16 protein-coding genes are annotated in these 20428 nt (G+C 65.5%); 4 read left to right on the top strand and 12 right to left on the bottom strand.

What is annotated here, in order from left to right:
• The first annotated feature begins 98 nt into the window (after positions 1–98).
• The 4 genes from D769_RS24565 (at position 99) to D769_RS24550 (ending at position 4707) form a co-directional block, all read left to right on the top strand.
• Positions 99–398 (top strand): DUF3649 domain-containing protein, encoded by a 300-nt coding sequence (locus tag D769_RS24565; RefSeq protein WP_008650580.1) that lies wholly within the window; start codon positions 99–101, stop codon positions 396–398.
• Entirely contained in the window at positions 398–2026 is a 1629-nt protein-coding gene (locus tag D769_RS24560) for a PepSY-associated TM helix domain-containing protein (protein WP_008650578.1), read from the top strand. Before D769_RS24565 ends, D769_RS24560 begins: the two co-directional genes overlap by 1 nt.
• A complete protein-coding gene (locus tag D769_RS24555; protein ID WP_008650577.1) occupies positions 2023–2385 on the top strand; it encodes a DUF3325 domain-containing protein in 363 nt (120 codons plus the stop codon). Before D769_RS24560 ends, D769_RS24555 begins: the two co-directional genes overlap by 4 nt.
• A gap of 105 nt (positions 2386–2490) precedes the next feature.
• The gene (locus D769_RS24550; RefSeq protein ID WP_241227899.1) at positions 2491–4707 is read left to right on the top strand and encodes a TonB-dependent siderophore receptor; all 2217 of its coding nucleotides are present in this window, start codon (positions 2491–2493) and stop codon (positions 4705–4707) included.
• A 58-nt stretch (positions 4708–4765) separates the two neighbouring features.
• On the opposite strand, the gene D769_RS24545 is transcribed toward D769_RS24550, so the two are convergent.
• The 12 genes from D769_RS24545 to D769_RS24490 form a co-directional block, all read right to left on the bottom strand.
• Positions 4766–5134, bottom strand: coding sequence for an STAS/SEC14 domain-containing protein (locus D769_RS24545; protein ID WP_008650574.1), 369 nt, complete (start codon positions 5132–5134; stop codon positions 4766–4768).
• Between the two features lie 154 nt (positions 5135–5288).
• Positions 5289–6482 (bottom strand): type III PLP-dependent enzyme, encoded by a 1194-nt coding sequence (locus D769_RS24540; protein ID WP_008650572.1) that lies wholly within the window; start codon positions 6480–6482, stop codon positions 5289–5291.
• Positions 6483–6520: 38 nt separating this feature from the next.
• Positions 6521–7285 carry an aldolase/citrate lyase family protein gene (locus tag D769_RS24535; protein WP_040011228.1) on the bottom strand — a complete coding sequence of 255 codons (765 nt, stop codon included), beginning with the start codon at positions 7283–7285 and terminating at the stop codon, positions 6521–6523.
• Positions 7273–9150, bottom strand: coding sequence for an IucA/IucC family protein (locus D769_RS24530; protein WP_008650570.1), 1878 nt, complete (start codon positions 9148–9150; stop codon positions 7273–7275). Before D769_RS24530 ends, D769_RS24535 begins: the two co-directional genes overlap by 13 nt.
• A 5-nt stretch (positions 9151–9155) precedes the next feature.
• The gene (locus D769_RS24525; RefSeq protein WP_241227898.1) at positions 9156–10964 is read right to left on the bottom strand and encodes an IucA/IucC family protein; all 1809 of its coding nucleotides are present in this window, start codon (positions 10962–10964) and stop codon (positions 9156–9158) included.
• Positions 10965–10968: 4 nt separating this feature from the next.
• Entirely contained in the window at positions 10969–12156 is a 1188-nt protein-coding gene (locus tag D769_RS24520; protein WP_008650568.1) for an MFS transporter, read from the bottom strand.
• 2 nt (positions 12157–12158) lie between these two features.
• On the bottom strand, positions 12159–13928 hold the full coding sequence (locus tag D769_RS24515; protein ID WP_008650567.1) for an IucA/IucC family protein: 1770 nt from the start codon (positions 13926–13928) through the stop codon (positions 12159–12161).
• Positions 13925–14992, bottom strand: coding sequence for a 2,3-diaminopropionate biosynthesis protein SbnB (gene sbnB, locus D769_RS24510; RefSeq protein WP_008650566.1), 1068 nt, complete (start codon positions 14990–14992; stop codon positions 13925–13927). The genes D769_RS24515 and sbnB overlap by 4 nt, the downstream gene beginning before the upstream one ends.
• The gene (sbnA, locus tag D769_RS24505; protein ID WP_008650565.1) at positions 14989–16014 is read right to left on the bottom strand and encodes a 2,3-diaminopropionate biosynthesis protein SbnA; all 1026 of its coding nucleotides are present in this window, start codon (positions 16012–16014) and stop codon (positions 14989–14991) included. Before sbnA ends, sbnB begins: the two co-directional genes overlap by 4 nt.
• Positions 16015–16112: 98 nt before the next feature.
• On the bottom strand, positions 16113–18527 hold the full coding sequence (locus tag D769_RS24500) for a TonB-dependent receptor (RefSeq protein ID WP_241227900.1): 2415 nt from the start codon (positions 18525–18527) through the stop codon (positions 16113–16115).
• 197 nt (positions 18528–18724) lie between these two features.
• Positions 18725–19753: a FecR family protein gene (locus D769_RS24495; RefSeq protein WP_008650561.1), complete on the bottom strand. Its 1029-nt coding sequence runs from the start codon at positions 19751–19753 to the stop codon at positions 18725–18727.
• Between the two features lie 96 nt (positions 19754–19849).
• Positions 19850–20350, bottom strand: coding sequence for a sigma-70 family RNA polymerase sigma factor (locus tag D769_RS24490; RefSeq protein ID WP_008650559.1), 501 nt, complete (start codon positions 20348–20350; stop codon positions 19850–19852).
• Positions 20351–20428: the final 78 nt, after the last annotated feature.

The following is a 20428-nucleotide window of genomic DNA, read 5'->3' as shown; positions in this document are numbered from 1 at the left end:
CGTACAGCCGTCGTTCATCGCTTCCTGCTCAAATCCGTAATGCAAACCATTATCATATGCGTTTGTGTTTGTCGGGCCTGAGTGGAAGTCGTCGAATCATGAAACAGCGTGTGTCGGTTGGATATCGCGTGGCAATCGGCTCGCGGGTGATTGCCGCCGTTGTTGGTGGTTATGCGGTGGCGGCACTCTGTACTGGCTGCCTGTCGCTGGCACTGGTGCGGTGGACGAATGTCACCCGGTCGGAAGCCGTGATGACGGCCACGTTGATGTCGTTCCTCTGGTTTGCGTTGGCCGTCATCTGGGTGTTCGTGGCCAGTACCGCCTGGCGCGCCTGGGTCGGGTTGTGTGTGCCTGGCGTGTTGATGGCCGCCGGGTGGTTGATCTTGCGCGGTGCGTGATGGCTGAACTGAAGAAGGGGCAGGGGTTGAGGCAGTCGATGGCCTGGCTGCATACGTGGTCGGGGCTGTTGGTGTGCTGGGTCCTGTTCCTGGTGTTCTGCGGCGGCACGGCAAGCTACGTCAAGGACGAGATCTCGCTATGGATGAAGCCGGAGCTGCACGCGTCGTCGGATGGAGACGTATCCGCCGCTGATGTCGCGCAGCGTGCCTACGCATACCTGCAACGCGAGGCGCCTGGCGCCGAGCGCTGGTTCATCAATCTGCCGGACGCCCGGCGTCCCGCGATCTCCGTATTCTGGTTGCGCAAGCCCGGCCCGGCTGATGCCGGCAAGGGCAATCGCGCGCGCCTCGAATCACGCACGCTCGATGCCCGCACGGGTATGCCGATTCCCGGCGCGCGCGATACGCGTGGTGGCGAATTCCTCTATCGGCTGCATTTCGACTTGCACTACATGCCCGCGGTCCAGGCACGCTGGATCGTGGGCATCTGCGCGATGTTCATGCTCGTGGCGATCATCAGCGGCGTGATCACGCATCGGCGCATCTTCACGGATTTTTTCACGTTCCGTCCGCGCAAGGGCCCCCGCTCCTGGCTCGATGCGCACAACGCCCTGGCGGTACTGGCGCTGCCATTCCACCTGATGATCACCTATACGGGCCTGGTGACGCTCCTGTTCATGTACATGCCGTGGGGCATCCAGGCTGTCTACAAGGGCGACGAGAAGGCATTCACCGCCGAACTCGCGGCACGCGCGCCGCGCGTCAAAGCGGCGAACGAAGCAGCGGCACTGGCGCCGATCGCGCCGATGGTGGAGCAGGCCATGGCGCGCTGGCATGGCACGCCGCCGCAGCGGATAGCGGTGGAGCAGCCCAACAATGCCAATGCCACCGTCTCCCTGACGCGTGCGGAGAGCCGCGATATCGGCACCACGCTGCCGGTCATGGTGTTTTCGGGCACCACTGGTGCCGTTCAGTCCGCGCTTGGCGAAAGCGTGGCCGCGGCCAGCGCCACACGCAGCACGATGGTCGGCTTGCACGTGGCGCATTTCGCGCCGCCATTACTGCGTGCGCTGTTCTTTGTCTCCGGGCTGGCCGGCGCGCTGATGGTGGCCACTGGCGCGTTGCTATGGGCGGTCAAGACGCGCCAGAGCCATGCAAAGCATATCGCCGCCACCGGGCGCGTGCCGTTCGGGCTGCGGCTCGTCGAGGCCCTCAATCTCGGTGTCATCGCGGGTTTGCCGATTGCCTTCGCTGCCTACTTCTGGGCGAATCGGCTGCTTCCGGCCGACATGTCCCAGCGATCCAGCATGGAGATCCAGGCCTTCTTCGGCGCCTGGGCGGTGGCGGTGCTGCTGGCGCAATGGAAACCCACGCGGGAGATGTGGCGCGTGCTGCTGTGGACCGGAGCGGGGTTGTTTGCGGGACTCCCTGTGCTCAACGCCTTCACCACTACCTCGCACCTCGGGGTGACGCTGCGCCACGGCCCGATTGCCGTCGCCGGCTTCGATCTGACCGTGCTTGCCATCGGCATTGGTATCGGTGCCGCCGCATGGATGCTTGGCAAACGGCGCCCCGGAAAACGCGCAGTCCCTGCCGCCAGGCACGGCGCGGCGGAGGTGTCGCCATGAGCGTCGAGCCAGCCGCGAGCGTCGTCGGCCTTGCCTTTGCCGTGGGCGGCTTTACGTGGCTAGCCCAGGCCATCGAGCGCCATCACGCCGACATGTTCGGGCGTGGCAGCGCGCCGTCCCCCGCACGTGTCGCGCGGCTGCGCGTGCTCGGCACGCTGGCGCTACTGGCGGCGCTGGCTGCATGTGTGCTCGCCGAGGGCTGGGCTTTCGGCGTCATCTACTGGACTGGCCTTCTGACAATCGGTGCGCTGACTGCGATCAGCGCATTCACCTGGGCGCCTCGTGCCACGCCACGTCTTGCACACGTGGCGATCGGCATTGGCGTTACCACTGCCCTCGCATTGATCTGCTCTCAGTAGCGAACGGGTGGGAAAAAACATTCGCGGACACGGGTTATGCCTTGCCCTCATGGCTTCTGGATCGGGCCGTGGCGCAAGGGGGTTATTTCCTTTTGGAGTCTTATCTTGTCTCTTGCTGTAGAGCGTAGTGTTCAACCGCGTGCCTTGCGGCCATCCCCGATTTACCTGCGCCATCTGGTCGTGGCGCTGGCGGCAGCCGGCGTATTGCCGTCCGTGGCGCTGGCACAGGCAGATGCGCAGCCATCCCAATCGTCGGGCGCGCCGCAAGCCGCGGCGACGTTGCCCGCCGTGACCGTGCACGGCGACGCAACTCCCGATCAGTTGCCGCCGTCCTATGCGGGCGGGCAGGTCGCACGCGGTGGCCGGCTTGGCGTGCTTGGCAATCAGGACTTCATGGATGTGCCGTTCAGCATGACGACGTACACGTCGCAGGCCATCCAGAATCAGCAGGCACGCAGTATTGCCGGCGTGCTGGCTGACGATCCCTTTATCCGCACCAGCTATGGCTTCGGCAATTTCTCCGAGACGTACATGGTGCGCGGTTTCCAGCTGACAGGCGACGACCTGGGCTGGAACGGCCTGTTCGGCATCGCGCCGCGTCAGCTCGTGGCTGCGGAGGCGGTCGATCGGGTGGAAACCTTCCGCGGTGCCAGCGCGTTCCTCAACGGTGTATCGCCAACCGGTACCGGCATTGGCGGGGGCATCAACCTCGTCCCGAAGTACGCCACGGTGGCACCGATTACGCAGGCAACGATCGACTACACCAGTGACGCCCAAGTGGGCGGAGCAGTCGATGTCGGCCGCCGCTTTGGCAACGCCAAGGAGTTTGGGGTGCGGGTCAACGCGATGGCGCGTGGAGGTGATACGCCGGTCGATGCGGAGAACCGTCAGCAACGCCTGCTGACGCTCGGGCTGGATTACCAGGGCGAGGCGTTTCGCGTCAATGCCGATTTTGGCTATCAGAAGCAGACAGTGAATCAGGGAAGAAGCACGATCCAGCTGGCCTCGGGAACGACGGCCCTGCCGCCCGTGCCGTCGGCGAGTTCGAATTTCGCACAACCCTGGACGAACTCGATGCTCGAGGATACGTGGGGGACGATTCGCGCCGAGTACGACTTTGCGAAGGACTGGACGGCGTATGCGGCATTCGGCATGCACCACAGCAACGAGTTCGGCAACTACGGTGGTGCCACCGTCGGTAACGACGGTTTCGGCACCTCGCAGCGGCTCAGCGTGCCGTTCAAGCAGGACACAACCACCGGAGAGGTTGGGATTCGGGGTCGCTTCGTGACGGGTCCCGTCAAGCACAGCGTGAATCTGGGGTGGTCCGGACTGGAGCAGGAGAAACGGTCGGCCTACGAAATGTCCCGCACGTACGCGACCAACCTTTACGATGCCCCTGTCGTTGCGCGTCCAGCCACGGCATATTCGGGCAGCAGCATGACCGATCCGCAGGTGACTGGCCGTACGAACCTGAACGGCGTGTCGGTGGCTGACACGATGTCGTTCCTGGACGACCGCGTGCTGCTTACCGCAGGCGTCCGGCATCAAGTGATCAACACGCGCGGCTACGCCTACGGCACCAACGTGGTCACCCCATATGGCGACTCGGCAACGTCGCCCATGTTCGGCATCGTGATCAAGCCGCTCCAGAACCTGTCGGTGTACTACAACCATATCGAGGGACTGGCCGCCGGGCCGACGCCGCCGTCGAGCGCTACGAACCGGAACGACGTATTCCCGCCGATCAAGTCGAAGCAGGATGAGGCTGGCGTCAAATACGATGCAGGCAAGTACGGCACAACGCTTGCGTTCTTCCAGATCAAGCAGCCCAACGGCATTACGCAAGGGAACATATTCTCGGTGGCTGGCGAGCAGCGCAACCGTGGCGTCGAGTGGAGCGTGTTTGGCGAGCCGGTACGCGGGCTCCGTCTGCTGGGCGGCATCGGCTATATCGATACGAAGATGTCAAACACCGGCAATGCCGCGACCGAGGGCAAGGAGGCGATCGGCGTGCCGAACTACACGCTGACGGCGAGTGCCGAATACGACCTGCCCTTCGTGCCGGGGCTGACCGTCTCGGGTCGGTACATCCAGACCGGCAGCCAGCAAGCCAATGCGACCAACACGATCAGCCTGCCGTCCTGGAACCGTTTCGATCTGGGCGCGCGATACACGTTCAAGGCCGCGCAGATGCGCTACACGATGCGTGCGTCGGTGGAAAACCTTGCGGACAAGGATTACTGGGCCTCGTCGTATGGCGGCTATCTGGTGGTTGGCCAACCTCGCACGTTCAAGCTGTCCATGACCGTGGACTACTAAGCGTGCCTCGTCATGCCGGGCGGCGATGTGCCACCCGGCATGACGACGGCCCGGGCATCTACCCGACGATCCACTCGCGGGCTTCGCGGGACTGGCTCATTGTGAACGTGCGGATTTGCCCGGGCACCAGGAACCGGAACACATTGATCGAGTGCCGAACCCAGTCATGGTCGGTGACCACCGCAACGGATTCCCATTTCAGGTAGTGCGACACGCCGAGCTTGAAATCGTCCCACAGGGCGCCGGGCTCCATGCTCGTTATCGTGAAGTCGGGCCCCAGCTCGTAGTAGAGGCGCACCTTCTCGCGGCCGGTCAGCACCGCATCGATGGCGGGAATCAGCACCTTCTCGTAGTCATCCCGCGTCAGCTTGCCGTTGCCGTGCACTGCGACGACGTTGGCGGGAAAGCCGTCCAGAATTTCCATCATGGTTGTTCTCCTTGCGGAACGGCGCGCCGTGGCACGCGCTCCCGATCGTTACCGGACCGGCCGGTGAGCACGACACACCACCGGACCGTCCGATTTCACCGTATATCGCGCGCGCCCCCGGGGCAAGCATTCCTTTCGTATCGTCCCGGTGGGATCAAGGTTGACCGCCGATGAACACGCGCTCGGGGTGCGGATGGCTCAGGAAGTCGTGGTGGGAGATATGCCAGCCGTACGCGCCGGCCATGGTGAAAGCGATGCGATCTCCGACACGCAGCCGATCCACTGGCACCTCGCGCGCCAGCACATCCTTCGGCGTACAGAGTTCGCCACACAGCGTCACCGGCTGCCGCTCAACCACGGGCCTCGGAAACGGATAGTCCCAGTGGTCATTCGGCAGCACCTGGAACGGATGGTTGTGCTGCCATGACACGGGCAGCCGGAAGTGGTGAGTGCCGCCGCGCAGCACGGCGAACCATTTGTCGTGGTTCCGCTTCAGGTCGATGACCTCGGCAACATAGCAGCCACAGCCCGCGCTGATAAAGCGGCCGCACTCGAAGACGATGCGCGTATTCGGCGCCGTCTCCCGCAGCAGGGCGGCCAGTCCATGGCAGAAGCGGTCCCAGTCGAAGTGGCGCTCTGGATTCTGATAGTCGATACCGATGCCACCACCGACGTTCAGCCACTCGAGTGTCAGGCCGTGCAGGTCGCGCAGGCGCTTGGCCAGCGCGATATGGCGGCCGATCAGGGCCAGATGGGTGTCGGCATCGAGACTGTTTGACCCGGCGTGCACATGCAGGCCAACCACGCGCACATTGGGCATCGTGCGGGACAGCGCCAGCGCATCGGGTAGTAGGGCCTCGTCGATGCCGAACTGCGTGGCGCTGCCGCCCATCTGGAGCGTGGCGCCGGGCAGACCGTAGGCGGGGTTCGCGCGAAGCAGCACATCGGCGCAGCGGCCCTGCCGTCTTGCTACGGCATCCAGCCGACTTAGCTGCAGCGAGCTTTCCACGTGAATCATGCCGACGCCAAGACGCAGCGCGCCTTCGAGTTCGGCATCGGTCTTGCCCGGGCCGCCGAATGCGATGGGTACTTCGGCATCGACGCCGCGGACGCGCTCGATCTCGCCGAACGAGGCCACTTCGAAACCATCGGCTACACCCAGCAGGGCCCGAAGGACGGGCGCGTCGCTGTTGGCCTTCACGGCGTAATACAGTGCGCATTGCTCCGGCAGCGCCGCCCGCAAGCGCGTCGTGCGCAGGCGCAGATCGTCGAGATCGTAGAGATAGGCGCAGACTGGCTCGCGAGTATCCCGCCCGGCGATGTAGCGGGTAACGTGTGTCAGATCCATGGTTGTTCCTGTTCGAGGCAGCTTATGTCCTCATGCTGCTAGGCAATGCACGCCTGCCGGTGGGCGGCCATCGCACGGCGGGCGATGCCGCGATCGTCGCCAAGCACCATCATCCGCGTGCCCCGTGCACGCCATGCGACGGCGTCATCGGGTGTGCGGGGCAGGGCGCAGAAGTGTTTGTCATGACGCAGCGCGGCGGCGGCGATCGTATCCACGGCGTCGCGCACGTGCGGATGGCGGGTTTGCCACGGCACGCCCAGCGACTGCGAGAGATCGGCCGCACCTTCGAGCAGCACGTCGACGCCCCGTTGCGCCGCGATGTCATCGGCGTTGCGCAAGCCCGCGGCGTCTTCGATCATTGCCACCACGAGCGTGTGCCGTGCGGCATCCTCGGTGGCATCGCGCAGATCGTCCCGGCCGTAGCCGCTGTGCCAGGTGGCATTGAGACCGCGCTTGCCTGTAGGGATGCCGCAGGTGTGGTGGCAGCAAGCCACCGCTTCGCTTGCCTGCGCTGCACTGGTGATGCGTGGGAGAACGATCCCTTGCGCGCCAGCGTCCAGCGCCGGTGCCACCTGATGCAACGCTGCCACGCGCACCAGCGCAGCGATGCCACTGGCACGCGCCGCCAGCAGCATCGTGCCAAGCACTGCGCCATCGATCAGCGTGTGCTCCAGATCGATCACTGCGAAGTCGTAGCCAGCGGCGGCGATCAGTTCCACTGTGAGCGGCGTCGGCGTCGAGCAGAACAGGCCGACGATCGGTTCGTTGCCTGGCGTGAGCAAGCGCTCCTTCAACGATTGCACGATGCCTCCGTCGGTGCGTGGTCTGCTGCAAGCCTGGTTGCGGGCGCCGATGCGAGCGCCGATGCGAGCGATGAGGTGAGCGGTGATGTGGGCGTCGATGCGAGCGCGCTCGCGAGCGGGTTCGGCGCGTCGCGTGTGCGCAGGCGGACTTCCGGCAGAAAGCGGCGGCTTGCAAGCAGTTCGATGGCCATGGTCGGCGCAAAGCAGTCGAAGCGCGCGAACTGTTCGGCCAGATCCGGACGATCGGCCTGGTAGTCGCGGATTACGCCGGCGACGATGCGCCAGAACGCGGGTTCTTCCAGATAGCCGTGGTCGGCCAGCATCGCGCCGAACTCGGCCAGATTGACGAAGAACAGGGCGTCGCAGGTGAAGTCGCGCAGTTCGTCGGCATCGTCGGTCTCGATGAATGAGTTCGGATTGACCAGCGCGTGTTCGGGCGGCGGGGCTGTCAGCGCGGGCGGCTCCGTCGACAGCCATTGGCGCGAGAAACGCACGCCGTCGTGGAAGTCCTTGAGCGCGACGCGCTGGGGCAGGCCATCCACGTGGATCAGCAGCATGTTCTGCGCATGGGATTCCAGCGCGATTCCATGAACCCACAGCAGGTGCAGCACCGGCAGCCATGCGCGTTCGATCAGCCGGCGCACCCATGTGGCGGCGCCATACCGATCGAGCCACGGCGCAAGCAGGGGCTGGCCATCGCTGTCGCGATGGGCGAGGGCGGTCATCGGCAGCGCGCGTTCCCCCGGGGCGAGATGGCCGTGGATGCTCTCGCGCCAGATGCACGACAACGCGCCGTATTGTCCCTGAGCGGGTGCCGGCGGCATGTAGCTGACGCCCGCCACCTCGCGCAACAGGATCGGCGCCGCCATCGGGGGTGTCCACGTCGTGCTTGCCACCAGGCAGGCCAGCCAGTCGCTCAGCGGCGCGGCGTTGCAGACCGTATGCGGCGCCAGCACGCGTGATGTCGACGTGTTCACCATGTTCATGGCCAGTTTCAGCGATGGCGCTCCGGGGTGATCCAGACTGGCCAGCGTACGAATCGACTGCTGGGGCAGGTAGCGCTCGGGCAGTGTGCCGATGGCGATCAGATCGCCTTGCGCGAAGGCGGCGTGGAACGTCGGTGCGGCAACCTCCGCCCACTGCCACGGGTGGACCGGTAGCGGCAAGTAGTCGGCCGGGTCCATACCGTACTGGGCCAGCACCGCATCAAAGCGCTGACGCGTGGCATCGCTCAGCAGGGCGCCAGCGTTCTGCCCAGGGACGGTGGCGCTGGCCGACGCGCAGCAACGATCCCGCCGTGCGGCGAGTAGCACGGGATGTACCGCCGAGGCACATTCCGGGCCGAAATGTGCGTTGTCGATCATCGTGAAACCAAGGCGGGACTTGTAGGACGGGTGGTAGGGATGCGCGCCAGTCAGGCGTGCCTCGACGGTGTCGTAGTCGGCGTCGCGCAGCAACTGGCCGCTGGCACCATTTGCATGGTGCGAGTGCGCATCCTTGATTTGCGTGGATAGCAGTTCCATCGCGAACTGCTGAATGCGCTGGGGATCGGCGTCGAACTGGCCGGCGAGTTCGTGCAGCAGGCGCGATACATCGTCCGCCGCCGTCTCGTCGCCACCGTGTGCGCGTATCACGTTGTCCAGACGGATGCGGCCGAACGCATCGATGCGCCTGACCGCGCAGCGGTACCGCACCGGTTGGCCATCGGCTGCAACGGCTGGGAGCGTGACGGACCCGGCGGTCCAGTGGACGTCGCGAAACACGTCCTCGAACAGCAGCGCCTCCATGAGTTGGCGGATCACGCGTTGCGTGGCACGGCGATAGTGATCGCTCTGGATCAGGGCTTGATAATCGTCGATCTGCATGGCGGTTACGCGTGCGGGTGATGAAGTGGGTTGTCGATGGCTACCCAGGCCGGCGTTTCGCCATGCCGTCCGAAGCAGCTCAGCAGATTGGCCTTGGCGGGCAGCGTGGGCATGGCTGCGAGCTGTGCCAGTACCGTTCGGGCAGTGGGGCCGTCGTCATGCAGGGCGCGGGCAGTCTGTTGCCACAGCGTTTCCTCGCTGCAATGGCCGGTACGGGCGATGCACGCGATGCAATGGCCGATGTGGTTCACCATCACGTAATAGGCAAAGCGGTGCAACGCCGCGGCGTCGTCGTAGAGCGCCGGGCTGCCGTCGAGGTCGTCCGCCCAGGGATACCGGTCCCGGCTGATGCTGACGCCCTCCATGTCACGCACATAGCCGTGCGCGGGCCAGCCTTCGTGGAAGGCAACCATGCTGTTCTGCAGATGCGCTTCGAGGCTGATGCCATAGTCGCCGAACAGGCGCGTCAGCGGCAGCAGGGTGACTTCCAGATAGCGCGCCCACCAGCGGCTGACGTCTTTCACGGCTGGTGATGCGCCTAGCGCCTGGCGCAAGTGGGCCGCAAGCAGACTCGTGCCGTGTGGTGGGTCTTCGAGCACGGTCGCCAGCACCTGGGCGGTATCGCCATGTCGCTCGGGCAGGCCCTGACGATAGATCACCGCGGTACTGGCACGGAGTCCGGGGTCATCGATGTCCAGCACCGCGCCACCAAGCTCGGTCAGTACCGTGAAGCGATCGTTGACCCGGACCGATGCCGGTACTCGCGCGATGGCGCGACTCGCATCGAGCGCACGCAGCACGTGCTCGGGAGGATTGTTGCGGACGAAATTGGTGATCCGCACATCGATCGCGAGCTTCAGGAACAGGCGCTGGCGTGGCAGCCATACGGTACGTACCGAGGACGTTGGCCAGGCGAGTTCACCCCGTTGTCCGAGCGACAGCAGCGCGCCACGCGCGATCAGCGCGCGGATGGCGGGTTGCTGCAGCAAGTGTCGAGCTTGCCAGGGGTGGCAGGGCAGCAGCCGATACTCGCCGTCGCGCAGCAAGGGCGCAGCGAACGTCATGACCTCCGGGTCGATCGGCAACGGTCCGTTATTGGAGCTGTGGGATGCGAAGTGTTCGTTGGCGACCGCCAGGTAGTGCAGCGGAAACGCGGTGCCGAACTCGGGCGCGTATCGGCGCAGGTCATCGTGCGTGAATCCTTCGGATGCCTTCGATGTTCCATGGAAGACATGGCCGAAGCGCAACCGCTGCTCGGCGGCGATGAAGGTCGACGGCGCGGAAGGTGCGGGCGCATCGGCGTGATAGAGCCGGGCCTTCTGCGCACCGTTGCGCATCAGCGCGGCAAAACGCACGGGCCATTCGTCCGTGGCGGCAGCAGGGAAGCTGGCGGCCAGCGCATCGACGATGGCGTCGACGAGGGCCTCGGCCTGGACCAGTGGCGTGGGCTGGCCATCCTCGGGGTCGAGCATTGCGGCGTGTGCGACCCGGTGGTATCCGATCGGCGATACGTAGTCGAGCGCGGCCGCGAGCCATCGGTGGTTGCCATCGGCGTGGGGTAGTGCGATCACGGCAGTACGGAGGCCTGACGCCTGCCATATCGACAATGTTGGGTCGAGCGCGGCGGGAACAGAATGATCGGCTGGCAGGTGAGCGTGGCCGCAGGGATCGTGGATGCCGCTTTCGCGGCAGTAGGTGTTGAAAAACTGCTCGATCAGGCGCCGCTCCACCGGTTCGACCGAAGGGGTTGTCGCGGAGAAAACACGTTTGGCGTGCAGCACGGAGACTGCAGGTTCGACTGAGAGTATTGACACGGTGTCACCTCGCATCATGGACAGGGGCGAATGAAGGAGAACGGCCTGGCAGGACCAGCAGGGCAGATACGACGAACATGGCGGCCGTCACCCAGAGCGCGGCGTTCGGGCCACCGAGCGGCAGACTGATCATCACGGCCAGCGGTCCGACGAGTTGGCCGGCCGTCATTGCGCTACGCGCCACGCCCGTCGCGGTGCCGTGCAGCGCTGCGGGAAGCACCCGATGGCAATGTGCGAGCACGGACAGCGCCAGTGCGGCAAACAGCGCGCCGTGAATCACGCGGAGCAGCGCGATCTGCCAGAGCGCGGTGGCCAGCGGCAGCAGTGCAATGGCCGCCGCGCATCCGGACGCGGCAAGGAGAAAATGCCGCCCGGACGCCACGCGATCATTGCGCGCGCCCCACCAGGGGCTGGCGAGCATCGCCGCTAGCCAGCCGAGCGCGTGGAGCGTGCCCGCTTTGCTGGCTAGCAGCGCATCGTGCGGCGCGCGCTGCTGCAGATAGAGCACGAACACGTTGACGAGCGCGAATGCACCCGCCTGCGACAGACAGGCGGCGGCCAGCCAGCGGCGCAGCATCAGCACATCGCGGATGGGCTTGCGCTTGCCGGTGGAAAGTGCTGGCGCGGTGTGAGTCGGCATGTCGCGCAACAGGGTCGACAGCGCCAACGTCAGCAGGGCATTGAGCGCTGCCACCGCAAACAGCATCGGGCGTGGTGACCAGACATCCTGCAGCACGCCGCCGAGCACCGGGCCCAGCAATGCGCCGGCCGCCACCGCCGACTCCTGAAGGCCAAACGCCCGGTTGCGCGAGGCGGGTGCGCTTACGTGTCCGATGCATGCGGTCAGCATCACGCCGATGGCGCTGGCGCCTTGCAGCACCCGGCCGACGATGAATCCGGTGACATGCTGCGAAGTGGCCAGGACCAGCACGCTGACCGTGAAGACGACCAGTGACACCAGCAAGACCGGGCGATGACCGACGCGATCGCACCAGATGCCGGTGAACGGCGCCACCGCGAGCGCCCCGACCGCAGGCGCGGCCAGCGCGACGCTGCTCCAGTCGGTGCCATGGGCGCCCGGCATGGCGTGCAGGTAGAGCGGCAGAATCGGCACGAGCGTCATTAATCCCGTGGTGACCACCACCTGTGTGGCCAGCAGTACCGTCAGCGTTTGGGGGCGATTGGGACGCATGACTATGGCTCTGGCTGGCGCAGCGGATTCGGCAGGCGGCCCATCGCGCTGGGCATTCCCGTGCCGATCGTTTCCCGGGCGAGCAATGGCGCGAGCACTTGCTTGAACGGCCACGTGTCGGCTTCCAGCAGGGCATTCCGGACGATGACCGCAACGTGAGGTCTGGCGATGACGCCTTCGCGTAGCAGTGCGTCGATCCGTTCACGCACGATGCGCCAGCCGGTGTTCTCGTCTGCCTCGTACGCGTCGGCAATGGCCACCGCCATTGCGAACAGGTTCACGCAAATGCCTAGCGTCTGCAGGTAAGCAAGCAAGGCATCGGGCGCGTCCAGGATCAGCGTGTTGGGCGTGGAGCGATCAATGGCATAGTCGGGTGCCGGCACACCAGCGTCGGCCATCAACGCCGGGCAGATGCGCAACGTGTCGTGATCGCGCAGCACGAGACCGTGCAGGCCAGGACCGCTTTCCGTCGGGGCGATCACCAGCAGCACGTTCTGGCCATGCAACTCGGGCATGACGCCGTGCGCGAAGCAACGCAGGCCAGCTTCCAGCAACAGGTGGGAGATGCGCCGGAACCAGTCCCATGCCTGTTGAGAATCGCTGGCACCCAGCGCACGCAACGCGGGGAGTTCGCCGCCGCTGGTGACAGCGGCGCAGGCTGCCATCGGCATCAGCCAGCTACCGGGTGGCAGTTGCTCTGGCGCGGGATAGCGGCGCAACAGGCAAGCCAGTTCGCCGGGCTCGCGCGTCAGGACGTCGTGCTGACGCAAGGACCACCAGTCCTGCTCGTCGCACAGGAACAGGTACTGGTCCAGCCACGCATCACGTGCCTGTAGCCGGGCGAGGCATGTCTGTGCCTGCACGCCGTTGTGGAGATACCGGGGTGGCAGTGTTCGCGTTGCGCCCAGGGCTTGCACGCTGAGCGAAAGCTTTACGTGCAGCGGATATGGCTCCGATGAGTCCGGGACGGCCATCGAACGAAGCGAAGCCGTGGGCCACGCATCGCCGTGGCTGCCCAGATCAATCCACGACATGCCGGACAGATGATGCCGCTGCCACGGATGCATCGGAAACCAGAGGTGCGAGGCATCGGTCCGGGCAGTCTCCGCCCAAGTGTGCAGCCGCTCGAAGGCGTGAGGGTTCAACAAGGCTTTGGCGATGGGTTGTCCGGTCTCCGGCACGCGTGCGCTGCCGCGCACCTGACTGCGCGGTAGGGCCACCCATCGCAACTGCAGCGGTTGGCCCGTTTCGGTGTGATAACCGGGCGTGTCGGGGCGCGCCTTGTTCCCCCAACCCTTGGCGCGTGCGAGGGGGTGGAAGGGCCGGTCACGGAGGCAAGTCAGTGCTTCCCAATGCATCAGCACATCGGGGGCGGCGCGCGCTTTCTCCACGATGGCGTCCTCGTGGTCGAATGTGTGGGCGGATTGGGCGCGAGCCAGTTCGAACAGCGCGCGCAAACGCTCGCTGCAGTGCGGCCACCAGTCGGCGCCCTGTAGTGCCGCCAATGCGTCCGTACCATCGACCGTGGTCTCGGCGCCATCGCGCCGCAGCGTCAACGTGGCATCCTGCACGGCCAACGGGCGAATGCCGAGCAGGCGTCGCCCGCATGCATGAAGCTCTCCCGCCCGACCAAGGGCGATGACGAGCGACGCGCCTTCGCCTGCGTCGTGATCCACGATACGCGCGTGGTTGCGGAATCCGTGGAGGTCCTCCAGCCACAGCGCGTCGATCAGGTCCTGCACCAGCAGGCGTTCATGGAAGCCGCCACTCATAGCAGCGGCAGGCGCGTGCCGGCGTTTCGTTCCAGCGCCAGGTGGTAGAAGTGGCGCGCGCAGACCATGTCGTCGAGCGCCATGCCCATCGGATTGAGCAGGATGATCTCGTCGTCGCGCTCGCGGCCGGGCTTCCTGCCGATCACGATCTCGCCCAGTTCCGCGTGCAACTGCTCGCGGCTGAAGCGGCCTTCGAGCACGAGCTGGTTGATGATCTTCTTTTCGCGGTTGGATTGGTCCCAGTCGTCGACGATCACCTTGTCGACCTTCTCATAGACATCCTTGTGCACGTCCATGATCGATACGTTGCAGACGAAGGCGCCGGTCTTGAGCCAGGCGTGTTCGAGGTACGGCGTATCGGTGACCGTGCAGGTCACCACCACGTCGGCGGCGCGCACGGCCAGTTCGGCGCTGCCGCACAGTTCCCAGCCCACGGCGGGAAAGCGGCTGCCGAGCATCGACCGCATCGCATGCATGGCGTCGCGCGAGAGATCGAACAGGTGCACGGCGCGGATTTGCGGGAATTGCTCGAGGAGCGTCTGCATCTGCATCTGGGCGATCGGGCCGCAGCCGATGCAGGCGACATCGGTGAAGCCGCTACGCGCCAGATGCCGCGTGGCCACCGCCGTGATGGCGGCGGTGCGCATGCCGCTGATCAGGCCGCCTTCCATGATCGCCACGGGGTAGTTGGTGGTGGCGTCGTTGAGCACGATCACCGCGCTGGCGCGCTCCAGACCGAATCGCGCGGGGTTGTGCTGGCGGCTGCCGATCCATTTGATGCCGGCGATCGGGTCGTCGCCGCCGATGTAGCAGGGCATCGCGATGATGCGGTCGGCGATATGGTCGGCGCCGGACCAGCGCAGATAGGGCTTGAGCGGCTGCACATGCTCGCCGCGCGCGTGGATGGCGAGGCCTTCGGCAATGGCTTGTACGAAGGCGTCGGAGTGGTCCGCGCCCAGCGCGATCAGGTCGTCGCGGCTCAGGTAGCGTATTTCGGGCTTGGTCTGGGAGGGGTCCGATGCAGAGGGAGAGGCGGTGGATGAGAGCGTGGGCGAGTTGGTCATGCGGACACTCCGGCGGGGATCAATGAGGCAACAGTGGGAAGGGCGGCGAGGTTCGGCACGGCGCGACGCGCGGCGATGCGTGCGAGCCAGGCGTCGTCATAAACGGTGTCCAGATAGCGTTCGCCGCGATCCGGGAACAGGGTGAGAATGCGCAGCGGTCGATGGCTGACCGGCGTGGCGTGTAGGACCTGCTCGATGGCAGCGACGACCGCGCCGGAAGATCCGCCCGCGAAGATGCCTTCGCGCGCCAGCAGGCGCCGGCACGCCGTGGCGGCGGTGTAGTCGTCGATATGGATCACTTCGTTGATCTCGTCCCGGCACAGCAATTCCGGCACGCGGCTGGCGCCAATGCCCGGCAGCTCGCGCGCTTGCGACGGTTGGCCGAACAGCACGGAACCGACTGCGTCGACGCCTACCACGCGCATCGACGGCCACGCCTTGCGCAGCCGTCGCGCAATGCCATGCACGGTGCCGGACGTGCTGACGCCGAGCACCAGCACATCTGCCGGCTGGGCAAGCTGCGCCAATATCTCGGCGGCCTCGCCGTAGTAGTGGCTTTCCCAGTTGAGCGGATTGGCGTACTGGTTGATCCAGATCGCATCGCGCTGTTCGCGCAGCATCTGACGCACCCGCTCGATACGCGTTTCCAGGTATCCGCCCTGGCTGTCCTTCGCGGTCACCTGCTCGATGCCCGCGCCGTAGCAACGCAGGATCTTCAGGTTGGTGGGCGAGATCTTGGGATCAACCACCGCCGTGAAGCGCAGCCCCTTGAGGCCGCAGATCATCGCCAGGGCGATGGCGAGGTTGCCCGACGAGCTTTCGATGATATGAGAGTGCGGCCCGATCGTCCCTTCGGCCAGGCCTTTCTCCACGATGTAGCGCGCGGGCCGGTCCTTGACGCTGCCGGCCGGATTGAGCAGTTCCAGCTTGGCGAAGACCTCCGCGTCCGCGCGGCCGAAGAGGCGGCGTAGCTGGACCAGTGGCGTGTTGCCGATACTCTCGATGATGCTGTTGCAGACCATGGTGCAAATCTCCTTGCTGATAGGGCGCTGTTGTGCATGGCAATGAGAATCGTTACTAATTTCGGCCGTGACAAGGCCCGAAAAGCCTTGTCACGCCGTTACCAGCGGTGCTGGTAGGTGGCGGTAAGCGTGATGCCGGCCGCCGGGAGATGGCTTGTGTTGTTGCTGTTGCGCAGAAGCTGGCTGTAGAGCGGGTAGTAGTAGCGGTTCAACAGGTTCTGGATGCCAACAGTGACCGTGTCCTTCTTCGTGACCTGGTAGCTGCTGATCAGATCGAGCGTGGTGTAGCTGCTCACGTCGCGGCGGCCGAAGCTCGTCACGCCGTTCAGTCGGTAGTCGTACCCGGCGAAGAATGTGGCTTGAAGCCGGTTGTTCCATCGCGGCACGGGGCGGAATTGCACGTAGCCGGTCAGCTTGAGCGGCGGGATGCGGTATCCGGTCATCTGTTGGCTATCGCGGCCTTGCGGGGTTTCGCGGCCCTGCATCCAGGTGAAGGTGCCACCCGTGCCCCAGCGTTCGTCGGTGGACAGATAGTCGGCCGATGCTTCCACGCCATAGATCTTTTCCGCGGTGCGCGTCAGGATCAGGCCGTTGTTGAAGCTCTGCACGTCGCCGAGGTCCGACGTGGTGTAGAAGATCGCCAGCGAGCCGAGCGTGTTGCCGAACGCGCCACGCCAGCCCAGTTCGTAGTTATTGGTCTTGACCGGCTGCAGGTCGGACGAGCCGATATCGAATCCCGCGCGCGCATTGCGCACCTGCAGGCCGATATCGGGCAGGTTGAAACCCTGACTGAACGCGGCATAGAACTCGTGGTCCTTCACCGGCTTGTAGGCCACGCCGATATTGCCGAGCACGGCGCTGTAGTTGACCGCGCCGCCGCTGACGGTGGCGGGATTGGTCACCCGCGATTGCGAAAGCGGCACGAAGTCGCTGAAGCTCGCCCGCGCGTACTGGTAGCGCAGGCCGCCCTCGGTCGACCACTGCTCGTTGAACTTGTGCTGCAACTGGGCAAAGCCGCCGATGCTGCGCGTGGTGATCGGCGGCATGTAGGTCAGCGTGCCGATCTTGTTGAAGATCCGGCCGCCGCTGGCGTCATACGCCTTCGGGTCGAAGATGTCGATGGGCATGTCGCTGGTCTCCTGCTCGAAGTCCATGCCCCAGATCACGCGGGTGCGCTTGTCCGCGCCGAGCGGCGTCTTGATGGTCAGGCGGCTGCCGAAGACCTCGGAATCCTGCATTGCCTGGTCGACGTTGGCGCCGCGCACGGGCACGGCGCGGGCGTCGAACGGCGTGAAGCGGCTGTAGTAGTTCCGGTAGTAGAACTGCGCCGACAACTGGCTGCCGAGCAGGTCGCGGTGTTCGTATTCGAGATTGACGAGCGTGTTGCGGATCTGGTTCTGGTCGGCAAGTTGCAGCCCATCGAGCGCGCGTGCGGGCACGCTGCCCGGCGGCAGTTTGGCCACGCTCGGATCCGATGCCCAGCGCGTGTCCTGCTTGGCGTCAAAATGGCTGAAGGCTAGCTGGATGCGCTGGTCGGGCGCGAAGCGCAGGCCGAGCTTGCCGCCGACGTTGTAGTTGTTCGAGTCGAACAGATCGCCCTGGCTCGGCTCTGGCGCAATGCGCTGGCCCTTTGCGTCATACGAATTGCCGATATGGCGCGCGCCAAGGTCGAACGCATAGTCGAGCATCCCGCTGCTGCCCGAGAAGTGCTGCTGCACGTTGGCGCTCAGGCCGTCCGCGCGCAGTCGGGAAAGCGGGGTGGACATCGTCACCGTGGTATCGGCCTTGGGCTCGCCGCCAGCCGGCCGGGTGGTGATCGAGACGATACCGCCCGTGGCGCCGCCGCCGTAGATCGCGCTACTGCCTCGCAGCACCTCCACGCGTTCCACCAGCGCCGGATCGATATTGGCCAGGTTGCGTGCGGAGTCGCGATTGGTGTTCAGCGGAATGCCGTCGAGCAGCACCAGCATGCCGCGCCCGCGCAATGTCTGGCCGAAGTCTGTCACCGTGTGGCTGGAGTCGGCCATGCCGGGGATCACCTTGGACAGCACTGTGGCCAGGCTGTCCGAGCCCGTTTTCAGTTCCTCGAGTTCGGTGCGTTCCAGCACCGTCGATTGACGCGTCGGGCGGACCAGATCGCTCGATGTCCGCGACGCGGTGACCTCCACCGCGGCCAGCACGGTGGTGGGCTGGGCCGTGGCGTGGAGCGTGTCGGATGCCATCGCCGGTGCTGCGGCCGGTGCCGCGGAAACCGGCCGCAGCACGAAGCCCTGGTTGCCGCTGCGCTGGTACTGGATGCCGCTGCCCTTGAGCAGCGAGTCCAGCGCGGCTTCTGGACGCATCGTGCCGTTCACGGCCGGCGCCCGTTTGCCCGCCACCAGTTCGGGCGGGAAATACAGTTGCAGCGATGTCTGGCGGCCGAGTTGCAGCAGGGCATCGGCCAGCGGCTGTGCCTCGATGTGGATTGGCACGTCACCGCGCGGCGTCTGGGCAGTGGCGGGTGCCACGGCCATGCTCATCAGGACGGCGGCCGCAAGCGCGGCCATGGACCCACGCCGTCCCAAATCTCGGGCGGCGGCGCCGGCCCGGTTCCCCGTAGTCGAATTTGAATGTGTCACGTCAGGTTTTCTTGGATTACTTCAGAACACGACAGCCGCGGCTTTGCTGGCTATCGGTAGGAAGACGAAATCCGGAAGAAAAACCTGAATGCCTAGTGCGAAAAAATTTCGGTGCTGCCGTCTGGCAGGTTACGCACGCCTACCGGCAGCATCTGCGGTAGCGCGGCCAGCAGGCCCGACGTGTCGTCGGCGCTGAACACGCTGCTGACGCGCAGGCTGCCCGTCGCGGCATCTGCCACGCGCACGGGCTGTTGCCGATAGCGGGAGACTTCGGCCGCCACGGCCGAGAGCGGCGCGTCGTTGAAGACGAGCTTGCCTTCGCGCCAGGCCAGGACGCCGGGCACGTCGATCGAGGACGCGCCGGTCACGGTACCGTCGCTGGCGATGCGCGCGCCGAGCCCTGCGGACAGGCGCGTGTCGGGTGTCCGGCTGGCGTTGCCTTTTATGCCGTCTTTCGCGCTGCCTCTGACGTCTACCGAGCCGGATTCGACCGATACGTCCACGCCCGATGTGTCACGCCGGACGTCGAAACGGGTGCCGGTCACGGTAACGGTGCCCATGCCTGCATCAACCACGAACGGGCGCGCGGCGTCGTGCGACACCTCGAACATCGCCTCGCCCTCGCGCAAGGTCACGCGACGGGTGCCGGCGCTGTAATGAATCTCGAGGCGCGAGCGGGTATTGAGTTCGATGCGCGATCCGTCGTCGAGCGTCAGTGTTCTGCGTTCGCCCGGTGCGGTCTGGTATTCACCGTTGGTGGCAACCGCCGCGTCATGCTGCCAGCCGATCCAGCCAATGCCGATGGCCAGTGCCGCGCACAGCCCGAGCAGGGCGGGGCGCCAGCCGGGCGATGCCCGGCGCGAGGGTGAAGGCGATAGCGGAGGCGATAGTGGGGGTGTCGGGCAGGTGCTTTCATCCACGGCCAGCCTGCGCAGCCTGTCCGGATCGATGGCTGCCGCGGCTTGCCAGACGCGTTCGAGCGCCGCGTATTCGGCGCGATGGTCGGCGCTGGCCGCCAGCCAGGCGGCAAATGCCTGTTGCTCGGCCGGGCTGAGCGCCGGGGCCTGATTGCGCGAGAACCAGCGCGCCGCGGCTTCGCGGACGTCGACGGATTGGCTCATCGGATTCTCGACCGGGGCGCAAGACCGCTGCATGGGCTGCTTGGGGGGGAGCAGACGCCGCCAGACGGATAGGGGGCAGGCATCGACAAGATCGTTCTATTGAGGTGAGAGTTGGCCCAGTTGGTCGCGCAGGTGTCGCATCGCGCGAATCATGTATTTCTCGACCATGTTCTTCGAGATATTCAGCCGCTCGGCGATTTCCTGCTGGGAGCACCCATCCAGTCGTTGCCAGATAAAGACCTGGCGGCACTTCAAGGGCAGTTCGGCCAGCGCGCGCTCCAGCCCCGCGACCACCTGCACGGCATGCAGGTCTGCCTCGGGATTCCCGGAGGGTGCGTGAATCGACTCGATGCTGTCAAGCGGCAGGTGCTCGTGCCCGTCTCGTTTGCGGAAGGTGTCGATCGCGATATTACGGGCGGTCTGGTGCAGATAGGCGCGCGGCTGCTCGGGCGTCACCCGGGCCTCCAGCACGCGCAGCATGGCTTCTTGCGACAGGTCCTCGGCCTCGTGCCGATTGCTGAGCCTGCGCGTCCAGGTACCGACCAGCTCCTGGTAGTGCACGTACAGACCGAGGGCACGCAGGCGCGTCGAGGCCATGGATGGAGTGTCAGCTAAGAGTAAGCGTTTTGATGCAAATGCGACCTATTATCATTTGTAGGTGATGAAGGCGTCAAC

The sequence above is a fragment of the Cupriavidus sp. HMR-1 genome, assembly GCF_000319775.1.
GTDB lineage: Bacteria > Pseudomonadota > Gammaproteobacteria > Burkholderiales > Burkholderiaceae > Cupriavidus > Cupriavidus metallidurans.
Note: the sequence above shows the minus strand (reverse complement) of the source record. Positions and strands in the feature narration are given on the sequence as shown.